Annotated in this window: 15 protein-coding genes; 12 read left to right on the forward strand and 3 right to left on the reverse strand. The window is 63.0% G+C overall.

The window, feature by feature from the left end; translation table 11 throughout:
• Window positions 1-30: 30 nt before the first annotated feature.
• From DWU99_RS00620 to DWU99_RS00630, 3 genes are all read left to right on the forward strand, one after another.
• A complete protein-coding gene (locus DWU99_RS00620; protein ID WP_115476063.1) occupies window positions 31-1,716 on the forward strand; it encodes a serine hydrolase in 1,686 nt (561 codons plus the stop codon).
• Between the two features lie 64 nt (window positions 1,717-1,780).
• The gene (locus DWU99_RS00625) at window positions 1,781-3,421 is read left to right on the forward strand and encodes an alpha/beta hydrolase (RefSeq protein WP_115476064.1); all 1,641 of its coding nucleotides are present in this window, start codon (window positions 1,781-1,783) and stop codon (window positions 3,419-3,421) included.
• A gap of 188 nt (window positions 3,422-3,609) precedes the next feature.
• A complete protein-coding gene (locus DWU99_RS00630; protein ID WP_115476065.1) occupies window positions 3,610-4,098 on the forward strand; it encodes a hypothetical protein in 489 nt (162 codons plus the stop codon).
• Between the two features lie 54 nt (window positions 4,099-4,152).
• Here the strand turns inward: DWU99_RS00630 and DWU99_RS00635 are convergent, their stop codons facing one another.
• Together DWU99_RS00635 and DWU99_RS00640 are read right to left on the reverse strand one after the other, a co-directional pair.
• Window positions 4,153-4,572: a VOC family protein gene (locus DWU99_RS00635; RefSeq protein WP_115476066.1), complete on the reverse strand. Its 420-nt coding sequence runs from the start codon at window positions 4,570-4,572 to the stop codon at window positions 4,153-4,155.
• A 128-nt stretch (window positions 4,573-4,700) separates the two neighbouring features.
• Window positions 4,701-7,136 carry a DUF3772 domain-containing protein gene (locus tag DWU99_RS00640; RefSeq protein WP_115477126.1) on the reverse strand — a complete coding sequence of 812 codons (2,436 nt, stop codon included), beginning with the start codon at window positions 7,134-7,136 and terminating at the stop codon, window positions 4,701-4,703.
• A gap of 197 nt (window positions 7,137-7,333) precedes the next feature.
• Here DWU99_RS00640 and DWU99_RS00645 point away from each other — a divergent pair, with 197 nt between their 5' ends.
• Window positions 7,334-9,175, forward strand: a complete 1,842-nt coding sequence (locus DWU99_RS00645; protein ID WP_199535705.1) for an ABC transporter ATP-binding protein — start codon at window positions 7,334-7,336, stop codon at window positions 9,173-9,175.
• Between the two features lie 96 nt (window positions 9,176-9,271).
• Here the strand turns inward: DWU99_RS00645 and DWU99_RS00650 are convergent, their stop codons facing one another.
• Window positions 9,272-11,038 carry a chloride channel protein gene (locus DWU99_RS00650; protein WP_115476068.1) on the reverse strand — a complete coding sequence of 589 codons (1,767 nt, stop codon included), beginning with the start codon at window positions 11,036-11,038 and terminating at the stop codon, window positions 9,272-9,274.
• 312 nt (window positions 11,039-11,350) lie between these two features.
• Here DWU99_RS00650 and DWU99_RS00655 point away from each other — a divergent pair, with 312 nt between their 5' ends.
• From DWU99_RS00655 to DWU99_RS00685, 8 genes are all read left to right on the forward strand, one after another.
• Entirely contained in the window at window positions 11,351-12,772 is a 1,422-nt protein-coding gene (locus DWU99_RS00655) for an NfeD family protein (protein WP_325048453.1), read from the forward strand.
• Window positions 12,769-13,518 (forward strand): slipin family protein, encoded by a 750-nt coding sequence (locus DWU99_RS00660; protein ID WP_115476070.1) that lies wholly within the window; start codon window positions 12,769-12,771, stop codon window positions 13,516-13,518. Before DWU99_RS00655 ends, DWU99_RS00660 begins: the two co-directional genes overlap by 4 nt.
• 103 nt (window positions 13,519-13,621) lie before the next feature.
• Window positions 13,622-13,783 carry a hypothetical protein gene (locus DWU99_RS21080; protein ID WP_199535660.1) on the forward strand — a complete coding sequence of 54 codons (162 nt, stop codon included), beginning with the start codon at window positions 13,622-13,624 and terminating at the stop codon, window positions 13,781-13,783.
• A gap of 60 nt (window positions 13,784-13,843) precedes the next feature.
• A complete protein-coding gene (folC, locus tag DWU99_RS00665) occupies window positions 13,844-15,115 on the forward strand; it encodes a bifunctional tetrahydrofolate synthase/dihydrofolate synthase (RefSeq protein ID WP_233510803.1) in 1,272 nt (423 codons plus the stop codon).
• A gap of 85 nt (window positions 15,116-15,200) precedes the next feature.
• Entirely contained in the window at window positions 15,201-16,145 is a 945-nt protein-coding gene (locus tag DWU99_RS00670; protein WP_115476072.1) for an SPOR domain-containing protein, read from the forward strand.
• 23 nt (window positions 16,146-16,168) lie between these two features.
• Window positions 16,169-16,768, forward strand: coding sequence for a CvpA family protein (locus DWU99_RS00675; protein WP_115476073.1), 600 nt, complete (start codon window positions 16,169-16,171; stop codon window positions 16,766-16,768).
• A 20-nt stretch (window positions 16,769-16,788) separates the two neighbouring features.
• On the forward strand, window positions 16,789-18,264 hold the full coding sequence (gene purF, locus DWU99_RS00680) for an amidophosphoribosyltransferase (RefSeq protein ID WP_115476074.1): 1,476 nt from the start codon (window positions 16,789-16,791) through the stop codon (window positions 18,262-18,264).
• A 60-nt stretch (window positions 18,265-18,324) separates the two neighbouring features.
• Window positions 18,325-19,137 carry a ferritin-like domain-containing protein gene (locus DWU99_RS00685; RefSeq protein ID WP_115477127.1) on the forward strand — a complete coding sequence of 271 codons (813 nt, stop codon included), beginning with the start codon at window positions 18,325-18,327 and terminating at the stop codon, window positions 19,135-19,137.
• The last annotated feature ends 23 nt before the right edge of the window (window positions 19,138-19,160 follow it).

A 19,160-nucleotide genomic window follows, 5' to 3' on the forward strand; every position in this document is an offset into this window, starting at 1 on the left:
GACTGCGGCTTTGCCACACGCGGAGCCGCCATGCCCCTGTCATCGTTGTCCCTGCGCCTGACCGGGTGCTGCGCTCTTCTGGCTTTTGCGTCGGCCGCGTCCGCGTGGCCGACCGCGGTAGAGCCCGAGTTGAAATCGGTTGCTGCGCAGCAAAATACCCAGGCCAACCTGCCGCCCATGCTGCAGGACTTCGATGCCTACGTGGACAGCACCCGCAAGACGTTCAACGTGCCGGGCATCGCGGTGGCCATCGTCAAGGATGGCAAGGTGGTGTTCGAGCAAGGCTATGGTTTGCGCGAAACGGGCAAGCCGGACAGGGTCGATGCGCATACGTTGTTCGCGATCGCGTCCAACACCAAGGCCTTCACCGCCGCGGCGCTGCAGATGCTGGCCGAACAGGGCAAGGTGGACATGGATGCACGGGTCACGGATTACCTCCCGTGGTTCCAGATGTCCGATCCCTATGTGACGCACGAGATGCGCGTGCGCGATCTCCTGGCGCATCGCAGCGGCCTCAGTCTCGGCGCGGGCGATCTGCTGTACTGGCCGCCGACCAGCTACACCACCAAGGACGTGGTCGAACGCCTGGCCAAGGTGCCGCTTACCAACGGTTTCCGCAGCCACTACGCGTACGACAACATTCTGTTTGCGGTGGCCACGCTGATCATCGAAAAAGCATCCGGACAGACGTACGCCGATTACATCCGCGATCACATCTTCAAGCCGGTCGGCATGGACGAATCGTTGATCGACATGACCTACCTCAAACCCGGCATGGATGTCGCCACGGGTCACGCGTTGTTCGATTTCAAGGATCTCAAGCCCGTACCGCCGATGGCGTGGCTAAACGATCCGGGCGCGGGCGGCATCTACGCCAGTGTGCATGACCTTGCCAAGTGGATGAACGTGCAGCTCGCGGGCGGCGAATTGCCGGCGACGGATGCGAACGGCAAGCCACGCCACCTCTTTTCGCAGGACAGCCAGAACCAGATGTGGACGATGCTGACGCCCATTCCGGTCAACAAGCCGCCGATTCCGGAACTGGAGCCGTTGATGCCCAACTTCTCCGGTTACGGCGAGGGCTGGTTCCTGAGCGATTACCACGGCCAGAAACTGGTGTGGCACACCGGCGGTTGGCCGGGCATGGTGTCGCGCGTGACCTTGGTTCCGGGATTGAAGCTGGGCGTGGTCGTGTTGACCAATCAGGAATCGGGCGCGGCTTTCAACGCGGTCACCTATCGCGCGCTCGATGCTTACCTCAACCCCGACAAGAAGACCGATTGGGTGGCGGTCTACGACAAGGCCGTCAAGCACGCGCACGGCGATGCGGACGAAAGCTGGAAGAAGCATCTTGCTTCGCGCGATGCCGACAGCAAACTGTCGCTGCCGCTGGCAAGTTATGCAGGAACGTATCGTGACCCGTGGTATGGCGACATCGTCGTCACCAACGAAAACGGCAAGCTGCGCCTGCGCTTCAGCAAGACCAGGCAGCTGATCGGCACCATGGAACCGTGGCAGCACGACACCTTCATCGTGCGCTGGGACGATCGCGCGCTCAACGCCGACGCCTTCGTCAACTTCGCGCTCGATAGCGACGGCCATGTGCGCGAAGTGCGCATGGAACCGGTGTCGCCGCTGACGGATTTCAGTTTCGATTTCCAGGATTTGCGTCTGGTGCCGTTGAAGAATGCCGAAGCGTCGGCCAAGGCTGAGTAAGTTCGGGCGTTGAATTTCGGGTTCGTTGAACGTGGGCTTCCAAGACATATTTCAGGAGAGAACTATGCGTCGCCGTTTGCTGATGTCCGGTGCATTGCTTGGCCTTGGTCTGTTGAGTGGCGTGTATGTCTGGGCTCGCCAGGATGTGCAGAGTGTTCCCACGCATCGCTTTTTCCACGTGCAATTGGGGGCCGGCGAAACCCAGCCGGTATCGGGACGACTGATCCTGTTCGCCATGGATGCCACCACGGCGAAGGCGCAGTCGAAGGACGGCAAGGTGACCGAGGTCGATGCCAATCCGTTCGAACCTACCGGCGCTTCCATCGCCGCGGAAAACATCGACCGCCTGGCGCCGGGGCAGACCGTCGATATCGATGTGGACAAGCTGGCTTTCCCCGCGGCATGGTCGAAGTTGCCGGCGGGCGATTACGTCGTGCAGGCGGTGCTGGATGTGCATCACGACTACAACTATTCCGGTCGTGATGCCGGCGATATCGTCAGCAAGGTCGCGACCGTGCACTTGCCCGGCAACGACATCGCCACATTGACGCTCGACGAAACCTTGCCCAGCGTCGATCCCTGGACGCCGCCCGCCATCATGCCCAAGACGTGGCTGCCCGCTTTCGACGAGGCGCACAAGACATCGCAGCTGGTCGATTTCGTCAGCCCAAGCTTGTCGGCATTCTGGGGGCGTCCGGTTCATATGCTCGGCCGCGTGTTGCTGCCGCCAGGTTACGATGCGTCATCCAGCAAGCACTATCCCACCGTGTATTTCACGCACGGTTTCGGCGGCAACATCGATCGGTTCTCGCGCTTCATGGCGTATGTCGAAGGCGCGATGACCAGCGGTCAGATGCCGCCGATGATCTGGGTATTCCTCGACGAATCCAGTCCGACGGGCACGCACGAGTTTGCCGATTCCGTGAATAACGGGCCGTGGGGGCAGGCGCTCACCACCGAGCTCATCCCATATCTGGAATCGCATTACCACATGGATGCCAATGCGAAGGGCCGTTTCCTCAATGGCCATTCCTCAGGCGGCTGGGCCACGCTGTGGCTGCAGACGCGCTATCCGGCCGTTTTCGGCGGCACCTGGTCGACCTCTCCCGATCCCAGCGACTTCCACGACTTCACCGGTCCCGATCTCTATGCGCCGCACGCGAACGTGTATCGCAAGCCGGACGGCACGCCGTGGCCGCTGGTGCGCGACAAGGGCAAGGTCATCGGCAGTTTCGAGCAGTTCGCCAAGATGGAGCGCGTGCTTGGCTCTTACGGCGGACAGCTGGCTTCGTTCGAATGGGTGTTCTCGCCGCGCGGCAAGGATGGCCGGCCTGAGCAAATGTTTGACCGCGATACCGGCGATGTCGATCCGGCCGTGGTGGCTTACTGGCGCGATCACTACGACATCGCCTATCGACTGCAACACAACTGGCCGGCCTTGAAGCCGGACCTGGATGGGAAGATCCACCTCTACGTCGGCACCGCCGATACGTTCTATCTGGACGGTGCCGCACATCGGTTGAAGGCCGTGCTGGACGGGCTGCATGCCCATACGGAGTTCCAGTTCATTCCGGGCCGCACGCATTTCGATCTTTACAAGATCGGCGACGATCCATACGGATTGCTGAAACAGATCAGCTGGGACATGTACGCCGTGGCCCGACCCGATTCGAAGCTGAAACCGGGCATGAACCAATCGCCGTGATCCCGCAGGAATTTGCTGGCGGGCATGCCTGCCAGCAAGATTTTCAGGCATAGTTGCCGCCGCAGGCGCTGTAGGTGAATGGCGCTTGGGTTTGTCGTTTCGGGCTGAAACGACGTAAGCGGGAACACCGTTCATCAAGGACGGCGCGCTTCCTGTATCGGGGGCTTTTCATGTCGGAGGGAATCACAATGAAATCGTTCGGGTTGATTGCAGTAGTGGCGGCCGCGTTGATGGCTGCCCCGGGTGTTTATGCGCAGCAGGCCGCTTCGCCCGCTGGCAGCATGACGGTGCAGTGCAAAGACGGAACGTCCGTCACGGTCACCACCATGAAGGGCGCCTGCCATGGGCATAAAGGCGTAGACAAGTCGGCGAGCAGTTCCTCGGGTTCCAGCTCGAGCAATGCGAGCAGTGCCAGCAGCAATGCATCCATGTCTGCTGCTTCGACAACGGCTGCTTCGTCGAGCAAGTCCAGTATGTCGTCGAAGTCTGCGCCAGCGGCCACGCCGGCAGCGGGCGGCGGTCCTGGCCAGGTATGGGTCAATACCTCTTCCAAGACCAAGGCGTATCACTGCCAGGGCAGCAAGTGGTATGGCACCACCAAGCAAGGCAAGTACATGAGTGCGGCAGATGCGCAGGCAGCCGGCTATCACGCTGCCAAGGGCGAGAAGTGCTCGTAATTCCGTGCTGATGTGACGTTCCGACAACGGGCCGGTATTTACCGGCCCGTTTTTTTATTGCCAGGGGTTGAAGCTGCCGAACCACCAAAGGTGCCCCTCCGGATCGCTGCAGCCGTAGCCCGCGCCGCCATATTCCTTTTCCGCATACTCGTCGATGATCACCGCGCCGGCGGCCTTGGCGCGCTCGTAATGCGCCCTGCAATCGGTGACCGTGACGGCCGCGCATTGCGTTTCGCGACCCTGGATTTCATCCGGCTGCGCCATGTGCTTGCCGAAGCCGTCGGGACTGACCTCGCCGATCATCACCATGCCGTTGCCGTAGACCAATTGCGCGTGCATCACGCGGCCCTGGTCGTCTTCATAGACGGCTTGTTTCTCGAAACCGAAGGCTTTGCATAACCATTCGATGGCGGCGTGGGCGTCGCGATAGCGCATCGCGGGAATGATGGTGCTGCCGTTGACGACCTTGTTCATGGCGAGGGTCTCTGGCTGGAAGGTGTCCAGAGCCTAACTCTCCGTTATGACAACGTCTCGTAGTTTTTTTTAAGCGGCACTCCAGCGGAGCATGGTTGCGGGGGCGATGCACGTGAAACCCATGGCTGCTATCCGGGGGCGGCGGGGCTGTCTTCGCCTAGCGGACCGAGGTTGCGCACGATCATGCTTTGCGGTGTGGACAACGGCAACTGCGCCTTGGCCAGTCGCGCGAGAATATCGAACAGCAGTTCGCTCTTGACCGCCGACGCCTCACGCGGACTGTGCACGTAGGCCACGCCGGTGAATGTCATGGCGCTGCTGGTGATGTCGTCCAGCGTGACGGTGGGTGCTGGCGTCGGGAGCGTCGCAGTGTTGTCTTTCAGCGCTTCCAGCATGATTTCGCGCATTTTCGCCGCATCCGTGCCGAGCGGCATGGGCAGGCTGAGTTTCACGCGACCCAGCGCATTGCCGTGCGTCACATTGCGCAGGTTCTGCGTGATGAACTGCGAGTTGGGCACGATCATGGTGGAGCGGTCGCTCAACTGGATCTCGGTAGCGCGCACGTTGATGCGGCGAATATCGCCTTCCACGCCGGGCATGCTCACCCAGTCGCCGACCTTCACCGGCTGTTCGGCCAGCAGGATCAGGCCAGAAATGAAGTTCGACACGATCGCCTGCAAACCGAAGCCGATACCGACCGACAGCGCACTGGCGATCCACGTCAGGCTTTGCAGGCTGACGTCGGCCGTTTTCAGCGCAAGCGCGAAAACGATCACCACCGCCACGTAACCGAGCAGCGTGACGATGGAATTCTGCATGCCATGATCGAGCGATGTCTTGGGCAACAGTTGCTCGGCCAGCCAGCGCTTGACGATACGCACGATCATCAAGCCGATGGCGAAGACGATGACGGCATTGAACACGGCGCCAGGCTTGATGGTCAGCTGACCGACCTGCAATCCCGTGAAGACACCGCCGATATGCGAAAACAGATCATGCGGACTGCTGCCGAACGGCAGCAACAGCGTGCCCACCGCGACCAGCAGCAGGAGCACGCGCAACACGGCGGAGAAAATGGTGGCCGACTGATCGAGCGCGCCCGCTGCGATGCCGAAGGACGATTGCAGCCGCAGGCCGCTACGCGAATGAGGCGAAAGCAATGCCGCCAGCAGATCGTGTTGCAGATGCGACAGCATGTAGAGCGATGCCACGATCATGCCGATCCACAGCATCTGCCATGAAATAAAGAAGCCGAACGCGATGTAGCCGATGAATACCGAAAGCCACGCCACGACGACCGCGATGGTCGCCAGGCCGGCGAAGGCGCCCACCCACAGGGCATGCTTGACGGGTTGGTGACCCTCATGGACCGCCGTCTTTCGCGCGCGCTTGGCGCGTATCAACGCGGCACCGACCAGTCCGGTGATCAGCAGAGCCAGCATGGCGCGCGTGCAGATCGTCGCAGGCAGACTGCCACCGGCAAGGTTGTTCACCCGTTCGACAATGCCCAGCAGCAAAAACGCACCGCCCAGCAGCCACGGAAACCAACGCAGATCGCGCGCGGTGCTGTTCGCCATGGCAGGGAGACGCCACGAGGGATGCTTGACCGAAAGCAGGGCACGTCCAAGACCGGCGATGAAGGCGGAGAAAAACACCGAGCGCACGATCGACTGCGCGAAGGTGGCGACATCGTCTTCCAGCGTGTCGTTCCAGTTGAAGCCCAGGTACACCAGGCACGCGGCGAATCCGATCGACAGCGTCACCGTCAACGTGAAGATCACGGCCAGCGCGCTGCGTCGGAGATGACCCTCGGGCATGTAGCGGCTTGCCAGCGCCAGCACCACGCGCTCGACCAGCCAGCGGCCGGGGACAATCAGGAGCAGGGCGCCGAGCAGGCACAGTATCCAGGTCAGGCGATTTTCCGGCTGCCACGCATCGCTTGCGCCTTGGGCAAGCAAGTTTCCGATTTGTTTGAGGTGGGCACTGTCGTCGGGAAAGGATTGCGCGACATTCGACCAGAAGCCCACGGTGAGCGGCGAGCCGTTGCGCGTGGTCAATTGCAGCTGGAACTGCTCGTTGCGCGTCTCGACGATTTGCGTCGTCAGCTTGGCCGCATCCTGGCTCAGCAATTGCGCCTGCTTGATCTCGCCATCGAGCTTGTTCTTGTCGCGCGCGAGCTGCTTGCGCTGCTGGCTGACGTTCGCCGGTTCCGGCAGGGCTCCGGCCGCGGGGGCAGGGCCGAGAACGGTCAGGCGCGCCTGCAGGCTGTCCATCTGCGGAGTCAGCGTTTCCAGCCACTGCTCGGCCTGTTGCTGCACAGTCCCGGCCTGGCTGCGCAAATCGTTCAATGGCGCATTGGTCGATTTGCTGCTCAGCGTGCTCTTGATGTCGTCCAGCTGCTTGTTGAGGCCCACCAAAGCCTGCGCCGGATCTTGCGTGGAACTGGCGCTTGCCGGCGCGGAAGACGACGAGGCGGGGCTCTGCGCGTACAGCGGCAGCGAACCGGCGACGAGCGGGCTGAGGATGAACGTCAGGACGAAAAGCTTACGAGAGAATATGTGCATGCCGGGCATGATCCGAATGACGTGCCGGACGGTCAATGTATTCTTGCGATGATTGCTTTTTCGCAGGCAGTTGGCATTCAGGCTTGGAGCGAGCGGTATACCGGCCAGGGAAATGTGAAGGTCGTGCGACGGCGACCCTGTATATTGCCCCATACAATCCCCATCTCAGTGGCTCGACAAATGGACGACGCGCCATGATTTTCCGCTGGTTTGAATCTCTGATCGACGCCTTCAAGGACCCCGTCGACAGCATGCCGCCCAAATCGGTCGGGCAGTTCTACGTGTTCTATCTGCGCCAGGTCTGGCCGGTGTTTGCCGCCGCGATCGTGGTGGGCTTTGGCGTGGCGCTGGTGGAGGTCTCCCTGTTCGGCTTCATCGGCCGCATCGTCGACATGGCCAAGGGTGCGCCGGCGCAGGATTTCTTCAAGGTGCACGGGCGCGAATTGCTCTGGATGGGATTCGTGGCGCTGGTATTGCGTCCGGTGTTCATCGGCGTGCACGACCTGCTGGTCAATCAGTCGATCGTGCCTAATCTCACCAATCGCATCCGCTGGCAGAACCATCGCTATGTGATCCGCCAGAGCCTGGGCTTTTTCCAGAACGACTACGCCGGACGCATCGCCAACCGCATCATGCAGACCGGTGCGTCGCTGCGCGAATCGGCGGTGCAGATCGTGGATGCCATCTGGTACGTCGCCATTTACACCGGCAGTGCCATCGTGATGTTCGCCAAGGCGGACGTCTGGCTGGCGGCACCCTTGGTGGTGTGGCTGTTCGCCTATGTCGGCACGCTGTCCTTTTTCATACCGCGTACGCGGCAACGGTCGTGGCTTGCCTCCGAGGCGCGCTCCAAGTTGATGGGGCGCATCGTGGATGGCTACAGCAATGTGCTGACGCTGAAACTCTTCGCGCACACGCAGCGCGAGGAGGCATACGTCGCGCAGGCGATGGGCGAGCAGACCGAAAAGCTGCGCAGCATGACCCGCCTCACCACGGCGATGGATGCCACCATCACCACGCTCAACGGATTCCTGATTGTCGGCACATCCGCGCTGGCGGTGTGGCTGTGGAGCCAGGGCAAGGTCACGGTGGGTGCGATCGCGCTCTCCACGGGACTGGTCATCCGCATCAACAACATGTCCGGCTGGATCATGTGGGTGGTCAACGGCATCTTCGAAAATGTCGGCACGGTGCAGGACGGCATCACCACCATCTCGCAGCCGCGCGCCGTGCAGGATCGCGACGGTGCGATGCCGCTGGAGGTGGTCGCCGGCGAGGTGCGTTTCGACGACATCCACTTCCACTATGGCAAGCAGGGTGGCGTGATGTCAGGTTTGAACCTGCGCGTGCATCCGGGTGAGAAAATCGGCCTGGTCGGTCCCTCCGGCGCGGGCAAATCCACGCTTGTGAACGTGCTGTTGCGCCTGTACGACCTGGAGGGCGGCCATATCCGGATCGACGGTACGGATATCTCGCACGTCACCCAGGAAAGTTTGCGTTCGCAGATCGGCGTGGTCACGCAGGATACGTCCCTGTTGCATCGTTCCGTTCGCGACAATCTGCTTTACGGTCGCCCCGATGCCAGCGAGGCGCAGTTGCTCGAAGCGGTGCGCAAAGCGCGCGCGGATGAGTTCATCCCCAACCTGATTGACGGTGAAGAGCGCCGCGGTCTCGACGCGCACGTGGGCGAACGCGGCGTGAAACTTTCAGGCGGCCAGCGCCAGCGCATCGCCATTGCGCGCGTGCTGCTGAAAGACGCGCCGATTCTCGTGCTCGACGAGGCCACCTCCGCGCTGGATTCGGAAGTGGAAGCGGCGATTCAGGAGAGCCTGGAAGTGCTGATGGAAGGGAAAACGGTGATCGCGATTGCGCATCGCCTCTCGACCATCGCACGGATGGACCGGCTGGTCGTGTTGGACAAGGGAATGGTCGTGGAGACCGGAACGCATGCGGAGCTGATTGCACACGGCGGCCTGTATGCACGACTGTGGCATCGGCAGACCGGCGGATTCGTCGCTGCCGACGATGCGCTGGCGTGACGTTCTTCTTGCGTTTCTGCCGCGTCTAAAAAACTTCAGGTTGCCCGCCGACGACGGACAACCTGTGTTTTTCCGAATAAAGAAGAGTGGGACGGATCAGGAGGCGTCCGCTTTCCCACCCAAGTGCCGAGATGCCTCTCGTGCCTCCTTCAATCTCCTGGCATGCGCGCATAGCAAGTCGCCGCGCGTCACGATGCCGACCATCCGGTGCGGAATGTGCTTGCTGACGACGATCAAGCGGCCGACGCCGGACTCGACCATGTGGTCGGCTGCTTCGCGCAGCGTGTGGTCTTCGCGCACCACCAGCGGCGGCCGCTGGATCAGCGATCCCACCAACGTGTCGTGGCCTAGCGAGATGTCGTAGACGCAGCGGCGTGTAATGACGCCCATCAGTTCTCCCTTCTCGCTGACGACCGGGAATCCCTGATGCTTTGCCGCCGCCTGTTCGGAGGCCAGCCACTCGCGCACTTCCGTGACGGTCTGGTCGGCGCGCAAGGTCACCACGTTCCGGCTGCAAGCATCGCGCACGTAGATCTGGTCGAGATAATCGGCGGCGTAGTCGGATGGAACGCGCACGCCGCGGCGCACGATCTTCTCCGTCATGATCGTGTTGCGCATCATCAGGCCGGAAATGAGATACGCGGCCGCGCAGGCACCGAGCAGTGGCAGCAGGCCGTGCGGTTGCTGCGTGGTTTCGAACGCGAACACTACCGAGGTAAGAAACGCGCGCGACGCACCGGCAAAGATGGCGGCCATGCAAACCAGTGCGGCCATGCGCGGATCGATCTGCAGCCACGGGGCCGTTGACGCCAGTCCGAGGCCCAGTACGCCGCCCAGCGCGCCGCCGATGGTGAACAAAGGCGCCAGCGTTCCGCCCGACGTGCCACTTCCCAGTGCCACCGACCACGACAGCAGTTTCAGCAGGCAAAGCGCGAGCATGGCGCCGAGGCCGATCTGTCCTGCCAGCACGGCGGCGATGTTGGTGTATCCCACACCCAGCGTCAGCGGCGCGAAATAACCGACGATACCCACCACGATGCCGCCCAGCGCCGGCCACCACATCCAATGGATCGGCAGCTTCTCGAAGGCGTCTTCGATGGCATAAGTAAGTTTGGTCACGCCCACGCTGGCGATACCGACAATCAGTCCCAGCACCACGTAGGTGGCGAGTGCCGGCAGCGTCGGCGAGGCGATGTTGGGCATGGGGAACATCGCCTGGTTGCCTTCGAGCACGTAGCGAACGCCCGTGCCGACCGTGGTGGCCATGGCCACGGGAATCAGCGAACGCGCACGACGTTCGAACAACAGCAGTTCGATCGCCAGCAGCACGGCCGAGATGGGTGCCGAAAACACCGCCGCCATGCCTGCCGCCGCGCCTGCGGCCAGCAATGTCTTGCGTTCGTCGGCGGTCACATGCATCAGCTGCGCGATCAGCGAACCGAGCGCGCCGCCGGTGGCGATGATCGGACCTTCCGCACCGAACGGGCCGCCGGTGCCGATGGCGATGGCGGACGAAACCGGCTTCAACCACGTCATGCGCGGCGGAATGCGGCTCTCGTTGAGCAGCACCTGTTCCATCGCTTCGGGAATGCCATGGCCGCGAATGGCGCGCGACCCCCAGCGGGCCATGATGCCCACGACGATGCCGCCGATGGCAGGGATCACGATGACCCACAGGCCAAGGTGATTGCCGGCGGGGCTGGCGAAGCTGGTGTCCCAGCGGCCGTAGAACGCCAGGTTGGTGATAAGGCCGATCAGCGCTGTCAGCACTTTGGCGACGATCGCGACGGCGACACCCAGCACCATGGCGACAAAGCCGATCCACAGCACCCGGCGATCCAGCGGGCGGAACTGCCGTGGCATGTGAGCAGCGGCAAGGGTTGGGTCCAGCGAAGGCGCGACAGGTAGCGACGCACGGGTATGTGCGTCGGTGTTCTCAGAATGCATGTGAAGGGGGGTTCCACCCAGGGTAAGCGTTAAAGATTACCGGGATAGCGGCGCCGTAGCTGGCTGGAAAATGAACGGAGTTCAGCACACCCGGTTGGGCGGTGGTAAGCGCCGTCGCCGCGCTGGATGCGCATGTCGTGAGCAGACGCTGGCGTAGCGTAATATCCCATTCACAGCCGTGGCACAGCGCGGCTGGATGGTGAGCATGTCGGCCGGGAGGCCCATGTCATGTCACGGCGAGGATGGGTGGTGTTCAGTGCCGCGTTATGCGCCGCCATGGCGCTGGCGTGGACTCGTTCGACCGTCGAAGCGCCCGCGGCGCAAACAGACTCACCGTTTGTCGCGCGCATCGAATTGACGGGTCCGGTTGGGCCGGCTGCCGCCGAATACGTGGATGGCTCGATCCAGCGCGCGAATGACGACGGTGCCAGAGCCATCGTATTGCAACTCGATACGCCGGGTGGTCTGGTCGAATCGATGCGCGACATCATCGCGCACATCCTCGCGTCGAAAGTACCTGTGCTGGGCTATGTCGCTCCGTCGGGTGCGCGTGCCGCGTCGGCGGGCACGTACATCCTCTATGCGTGCCCGATCGCCGCGATGGCGCCCGCGACGCATCTCGGCGCGGCGACGCCGGTCGATATCGCAGGCGGTACACCGATGCCGTCGCCATTGGATAACGGGCTGCCCAAGTCCAGTCGTTCATCGGAAAAGAAAGCTCCCGACACGGGAGTTCAACCCGATGCGGAATCCAAAAAGGTACTCAATGACGCCATTGCGACCATCCGTTCGCTGGCGCAAATGCATGGACGCAACGCGACGTGGGCGGAACAGGCCGTGCGCGGCGCGGCAACGCTGACGTCCAGCGAAGCGGCCGCGCAGCATGTGATCGATTTCGTCGCGCCGGATATCGACTCGCTGCTCGCGCAGGCCGACGGTCGCGTGGTGCAGGCAGACAATCAGGCTATCACCTTGGCGACGCGCGATGTGCCGGTGCGGGATTATCTTCCGAACTGGCGTGCGCGCTTCCTGGGCATCATCACCAATCCGACCATCGCGTACGTATTACTGCTCGCGGGCATCTACGGACTGATTCTGGAAGCGTTTCATCCCGGCTCGTTCTTTCCTGGCGTCGTGGGCGGTATCTGCCTGTTGATCGGGCTCTACGCGCTGCAGCTGTTGCCGGTGAGCTATGCCGGCCTGATCTTGATGGCGCTCGGTGTCGCCTTGTTGCTGGCGGAAGCTTTCATACCCACGGCGGGGGTGCTGGGCGTCGGCGGCGTCATCGCCTTCGTGCTGGGCTCGATCATGCTGTTTCGCACGGATGTGCCGGGCTACCGGGTGAACGTAGGTGTGATCGTGGGCATCGCATGCTGCGCGATCGTCATGCTTGCACTCCTGCTGCGGCTGGTGATGCGCGCGCGCCGTGCGCGCGCCTTCAACGGCGACAAGCAGATGCTGCAGGACACGGGTGAATTGCTGCAGGCCGTGATGGCCGGCGGCGAAGCTTGGGCACGCATCGGCGGCGAACGCTGGCGCGTGCAATGCGAGGCGGCGCTTCCCGCCGGTGCGCCTGTGCGCGTGATCAGCCGGCAAGGCTTGCTGTTGCAAGTGACGGCCGCGCGCGCGGGTGAAGGAGAATCCACATGATCGGATTTACGGGCGTTATCGTGCTGGTCGTGATTGCGCTGTTGTTTACGTCGATCAAGGTGTTGCCGGAATACCAGCGTGGCGTGGTGCTGACGTTGGGTCGCTACACCGGCACCAAAGGCCCTGGTTTGTTCATTCTGGTGCCGCTGGTGCAGCGTATTACACGCGTGGACCTTCGCGTGACCGTGATGGATGTGCCGCCGCAGGATGTGATTTCCCGCGACAACGTCTCCGTGCGCGTCAATGCGGTGGTGTACTTCCGCGTGATGGAGCCGGACAAGTCGGTGCTGAAAGTCGCCGATTTCTTTCAGGCAACGAGCCAGCTGTCGCAGACCCGCCTACGTTCGGTGCTGGGCCAGCATGAGCTGGACGAAATTCTGTCCCAGCGCGATTCGATCAATCACAGCCTGCAGAAGATCCTGGACGAAGCGACCGATCCCTGGGGCATCAAGATCACCAACGTCGAAATCAAGGATGTCGACCTCAACGAAACCATGGTGCGGGCGATCGCCCGCCAGGCCGAGGCCGAACGCGAGCGGCGCGCCAAGGTGATCCATGCCGATGGCGAGCTGCAGGCTGCGGAAAAACTGCGCGACGCGGCCAGCATGCTGTCCCAGCAACCGCAGGCCCTGCAGCTGCGTTACCTGCAGACCCTGGCCAGCATGTCCAGCAGCGGTCAATCGAGCACCATCGTCTTTCCGTTGCCGCTGGATCTTCTGAAGCCATTGCTCGACAAAGGTTCATGAGGTGACGCCTGTCAGATACGACGGATGACGCGCGTGCCTGTGCTCGCGGTCGCCTGAGGCAGATGATTTCTCCCGCACCGATGGGGTGCGGGAGGATCGAACCATGAACGCTGTGAACGACACACGCAGTACGCTGGAAAAATACATGCCGGTGCTGATTGGTCTTCTGGTCGCTTTCCTGGCCGGCAAGGCGCTCAAGCGCGCATTCTGGACGTTGTTCGGCATGTACTGGGCCCTGCATGCAACCGGAATGCACCTCTTCTGAGGAGATTGTGCAGACGGCTTGATGCCCTTATGTTGCGCGGGCCTGCAACCGGAGTCCCGCGTGAAACCCACCACCCTCGACGAATGGCTGGATTACCAGCAGCACATTCACGCACTGGGCGTCGACCTGGGTCTGGATCGGGTACGCGCCGTCTGGCAACGCATGGGCGCACCCTCCGTGGCCCGGCAGGTGATCACGGTGGGGGGCACCAACGGCAAGGGCTCCACGGTCGCCTTCCTGGAAGCCATGCTGGCCGCCGCCGGACAACAGGTGGGCTGCTATACCTCGCCGCATTTGATGCGTTACAACGAGCGCATTCGCATGGCCGGCATCGATGCCGGCGATGCCGCGCTGGTGGAAAGCTTCGAGCGCATCGAACTGGCCCGTGGCGAGATCTCGCTGACTTATTTCGAATTCGGCACGCTCGCCGCGTTCGATCTGTTCTCGCGCGCCGATCTCGATGTCGCCGTGCTTGAAGTCGGGCTCGGCGGCCGTCTCGATGCCGTCAACCTGATCGATGCCGATGCGGTGGTGATTACCACGGTGGATCTGGATCACGTCGAATGGCTGGGCCCGGATCGCGACAGCATCGGCCGCGAGAAAGCCGGCATTGCACGCCGGGACAGGCCTGCGATTGTCGGAGAACTCGACCCGCCCGAGGGATTGCTGGATGCGTTGGACAAGCAGGGCGCGCAGGTCGAGCGGGCAGGGCGCGATTTTCGCGTCGAACGCGAGGCGCACGGCTGGCGCTGGTTGCATCGCGACGGTACGACGCTGGCCTTGCCCGATCCCGAGCTTGCGGCGCCGGTCCAATACGCCAATGCATCATCGGCGATCGCCGCGCTTCACGCGCTGGGTATCTTCGACCCGGCGCAACTGGCGCGCATGTCGGCCGGGGGCATGCATTTGCCGCACGCACCCGCGCGTCTGCAATGGCTGGGCGGCGATCCGGCGCTGATTGTGGACGTCGGTCATAACCCGCAGGCAGCGAGAGCGCTTGCAGAATGGCTCGATGCGCAGCCGCCGGTGCGCGTCCACGCCGTCTACGGGGCGCTTTCCGACAAAGACGTGGGCGGCGTGATGACAGCATTGGGTGTGCGCATCGCGCACTGGCATCTGGCCAGCCTGGACCAGGACACGCCGCGCGGTCTGCCCGCCAGCGTGTTGGCGGGCGTGCTGCATCAGGTGCTGCCCGGCGCGAGCTACGACACGCATGCGGACGTGAGTCATGCGCTGGTGGCTGCGCGCTCGGCGGCCAGGCATGGCGAACGCGTGCTGGCGTTCGGATCGTTTTTCGTGGCATCGGCGGTGCTGGCGCAAGTGGCTGGCTGAACCGCTTGTTCGATTCTGTCATGTCAGGAGGCAGGGACAGGTATAATCGCGGCGTCACGCACAAGCTGTTGGCCTGGAGTCCATCTTGAACACACGCCTTTTGGGAGCTGCCGTCCTCGTTGCACTGGCGGTCCTGTTCGTGCCGATGTTCTTTTCGAGCAAGACACCTTCGACGGGCACCGATCAATCGGTCAGCCTGGCGATTCCTCCTGCGCCCGATCGCGATCTGCAAACCAAGACCATGAGCCTGTCCGGTGCTGCGCCAGCATCCAGCACGGTCGCGCCGGCCACCACCGCGGCGCCGAATGCGAACGGCATGGCCACGGTGAACACTCCGCAGTCCTCGAGCACGACGTCCGCTCCGGCTATTCCAACTCAGACCCCACAGCAGCCTGCGCAACCGGCCATCCCCACGGTAGCGCCTGCCGCGGCCAACGTCGGCAGTCGCCCGGCCATTGCGCCACCGTCGCAACCGGCCGTTCCCGCCTTGCCGCCAGCCACGGCGGCGCGCGGTATCTACGGCGTCAATCTCAGTGCCTACGCCCCGGAAGGCGCCAATCGCCTGATGCAGCGCGTGCGCGCGCTGGGTTATCCGGCGCATGGCGAGACGATCCAGCGCGCGGGCAAGACGTTGACCCTGGTCAGCGCGGGCCCGTTCGAAACGCGTGCGGCCGCCGAAGCGGCGCGGCTGAAGATCAGCCAGTCGATTCAGGGAGTCCCCGCCCGCCTTGAAAGCGGCGCCATAACCCCGCAGGGCGATGAGCCAGCCTTCAATGTTGCCGGTCCTGCCAGGGCGGGCGCATGGGCGGTGCAGGTGGCGGCGATGGGCAGCCAGTCGGACGCGCTGGCGTTGCGCGACAAATTGCGCGCGAGCGGTTTCGACGGTTTCGTGGATACGGTGAACGCGGGCGGCAAGCGGCTGTGGCGCGTCAGGGCGGGTCCGCAGACCCAGCGGAACGACGCGGTGACGCTGCGCGACGAGATCAAGGCGAAGCTCGGCCTCGACGGCAACATCGTCAGCGCCAACTGACCACCTGACTGACCGGACGCCACATGAACGCGGTCGACCTGATCATCATCGCGATATTGGCCGTTTCGGTCCTTGTGGGGCTCTGGCGCGGCCTCATATCGGAGGTGCTGGCGCTGGCCACCTGGGTGGTCGCATTCTGGGTGGCATGGACGTACGGCCCGGCGGCATCGGCTCACTTCGATCGGACGATCGAAACCCCGATGCTGCGACTGCTGGCCGGTTACGGCATCTGCTTTATCGGCGTGCTGATTCTTGGAGCGCTGGTCCGGTTTGTGGTCCAGAAGCTGGTGGATGGCACGGGGCTGGGTGGAACGGATCGCCTGCTCGGCATGGTTTTCGGTTTTGCGCGCGGCGTGCTGCTGGTGACGCTGGTGGTGTTCCTGGTCAACCTGACCTCGTTCGCGCACGAAACGATGTGGCAGCAGTCGGTGCTGCTGCCACAGTTCAAGGGATTGGCAACGTGGCTCGAGCAGGAGATGCCGGCGAATGTGCGCGAGCATCTTCACCCGGGCAACCTGCCGGTCCATCTGCCGGATCTGCATAACGTGTTGCCAGCGAGTTTGCCGGCGCGCGGTTCCACTTCGCCTGCTGCTGCTTCGAGCGCGGCCGGCACAACGCATTAACACTAACGGGTAGAAGCACCATGTGCGGAATCATCGGCATTGTCGGTACCACCGAGGTGGCATCGGCGCTTTATGACGGCCTCACCGTCCTGCAGCATCGCGGGCAGGACGCGGCCGGTATCGCGACCGTGGACGGGGCGCGACTTCGACTGCACAAGGACAATGGCCTGGTGCGCGACGTGTTCAACCAGTCGGCGATGAGCCGCCTGCGTGGGCGCATCGGCATCGGGCACTGTCGCTATCCCACGGCGGGATCGGAAGGGTCGACCGAAGCGCAGCCGTTCTACGTCAATTCGCCGTACGGCATCGCTTTCGCGCACAACGGCAACCTGGTGAACACCGAGACCTTGCGCCGCGAGATGTTCCAGGACGATCGCCGGCACATCAACACCGACTCCGACTCCGAAGTGCTGCTCAACGTGCTCGCGCACGAATTGCAGATTCAGGATCGGATGGCGCTGACGCCCGACCACATCTTCAAGGCCGTCGCAGGCGTTCACGCGCGTGCGCGCGGCGGTTACGCATGCCTTGCGCTGATCCTGGGTTACGGGCTGCTGGCTTTCCGCGATCCGAACGGTATCCGTCCGCTGGTGCTCGGCGAGCGCGTGACAGCGGAGGGCCGCGAGTACGCGGTGACGTCCGAATCGGTTGCGCTCGATATTCTCGGCTTCAAGCGCCTGCGCGATGTAGCGCCTGGCGAAGCGGTCTTCATCACCGACGACGGTCAGCTCCATACCCGCATGTGCGCCGAAAGCGCCGTGCATGCACCGTGCATTTTCGAATACGTCTACCTGGCGCGTCCCGATTCGATGATCGAGAACGTGTCGGTGTACAAGGCGCGCCTGCGCATGGGCCAGAAGCTGGCCGAGAAGATTCTGCGCGAGCGCCCGGATCACGGCATCGATGCGGTCATCCCGATTCCCGATACCGCACGCACCGCCGCGAGCGCGCTTGCCGAGGCGCTGGGTGTGCCGTTCCGCGAAGGCTTCGTCAAGAATCGCTACATCGGCCGCACCTTCATCATGCCGGGGCAGGGCGAGCGCGTGAAATCGGTGCGCCGCAAGCTCAATCCGGTGGAACTGGAGTTCCGCAAGAAGAACGTGCTGTTGGTGGACGATTCCATCGTGCGCGGTACCACGTCGCGCCAGATCATCCAGATGGCGCGCGACGCGGGCGCCAGGAACGTGTTCTTCGCTTCGGCCGCGCCGCCGGTGCGTTATCCGAACGTGTACGGCATCGACATGCCGGCGGCTTCCGAACTGGTTGCCGCGGGGCATAGCAACAAGGAAGTGGAAAAGATGCTCGGCGCCGACTGGTTGATCTACCAGGATCTGCAGGACCTGATCTGGGCCGTGCAGGACGGCAACGAAAACCTGAAGCATTTCGACACGTCGTGCTTCTCCGGCGAATACATCACCGGTCTCGACAAGCAGTATTTGCAACAAATCGAAATGCTGCGTTCGGACGATGCCAAGGCTGCTCGTCGCAGCGCCTAAATCGCACGTCCCTCTCCGTAGCGAGAAGGGCTTTGCGAACCGGCGCGCGTGATCATCGCCATGACCGATCTCCACGCCGCCGCGAAGCGCTGCCTCGACGCAAGCGATCCTGAAGAGAAAATACGTCTCACGCACGCCGCGTGGGACGCACTCCAGTCGGGCGCATTGCGCGCCGAGCCTGCTTCGCCCGCTCCGGTTCCCATCGGTGCACCGGGCCGCCCGGAGCGCCCGCAGCTCGTTCCCCAGCGTCAGGTTCCGCATCGCGGCCTGGGTTCGCCGGAAGGGCGTGCCGCGCTGGTACACGCTGTCGCGCATATCGAATTCAACGCCATCAATCTCGCATGGGACGCGGTTTACCGTTTTCGCGGCATGCCCGACGCTTACTACCGCGACTGGGTCAGTTGCGCGAATGATGAGGCGCGGCACTTTTCCATGCTGTCCACACGGCTCGCCGAGCTCGGCCATTTCTACGGCGATTTCGGTGCCCATAACGGCCTGTGGGAAATGGCCGAGAAAACCGCGCATCACGATACCGCACGCATGGCGCTGGTTCCGCGCGTACTTGAAGCGCGGGGGTTGGACGTTACGCCCGGCATGATCGAGCGCCTGCGCGCCGTCGGCGACGAAGGTACGATCGCGATACTGGAAGTCATACTGCGCGAAGAGGTGGCGCACGTAGCCGCCGGCACGCGCTGGTTCCGCTGGTGCTGCGAGCGCGATGGGCTTGAACCGCGCGAAACATTCCTTGACCTGTTGCGCGATTACATGGGGCGCAATCTTCGCGGACCGTTCAATCGTCCGGCGCGTCTGGAGGCGGGGTTTGATGAAGACGAGCTTGACTCGCTGACGGCGCTTGCCTTGGCGGAAACCTGATTCCCTCTCCCTTTCGGGGAGAG

Source organism: Dyella psychrodurans, from assembly GCF_003363265.1.
GTDB classification, from domain to species: Bacteria; Pseudomonadota; Gammaproteobacteria; order Xanthomonadales; family Rhodanobacteraceae; genus Dyella_B; species Dyella_B psychrodurans.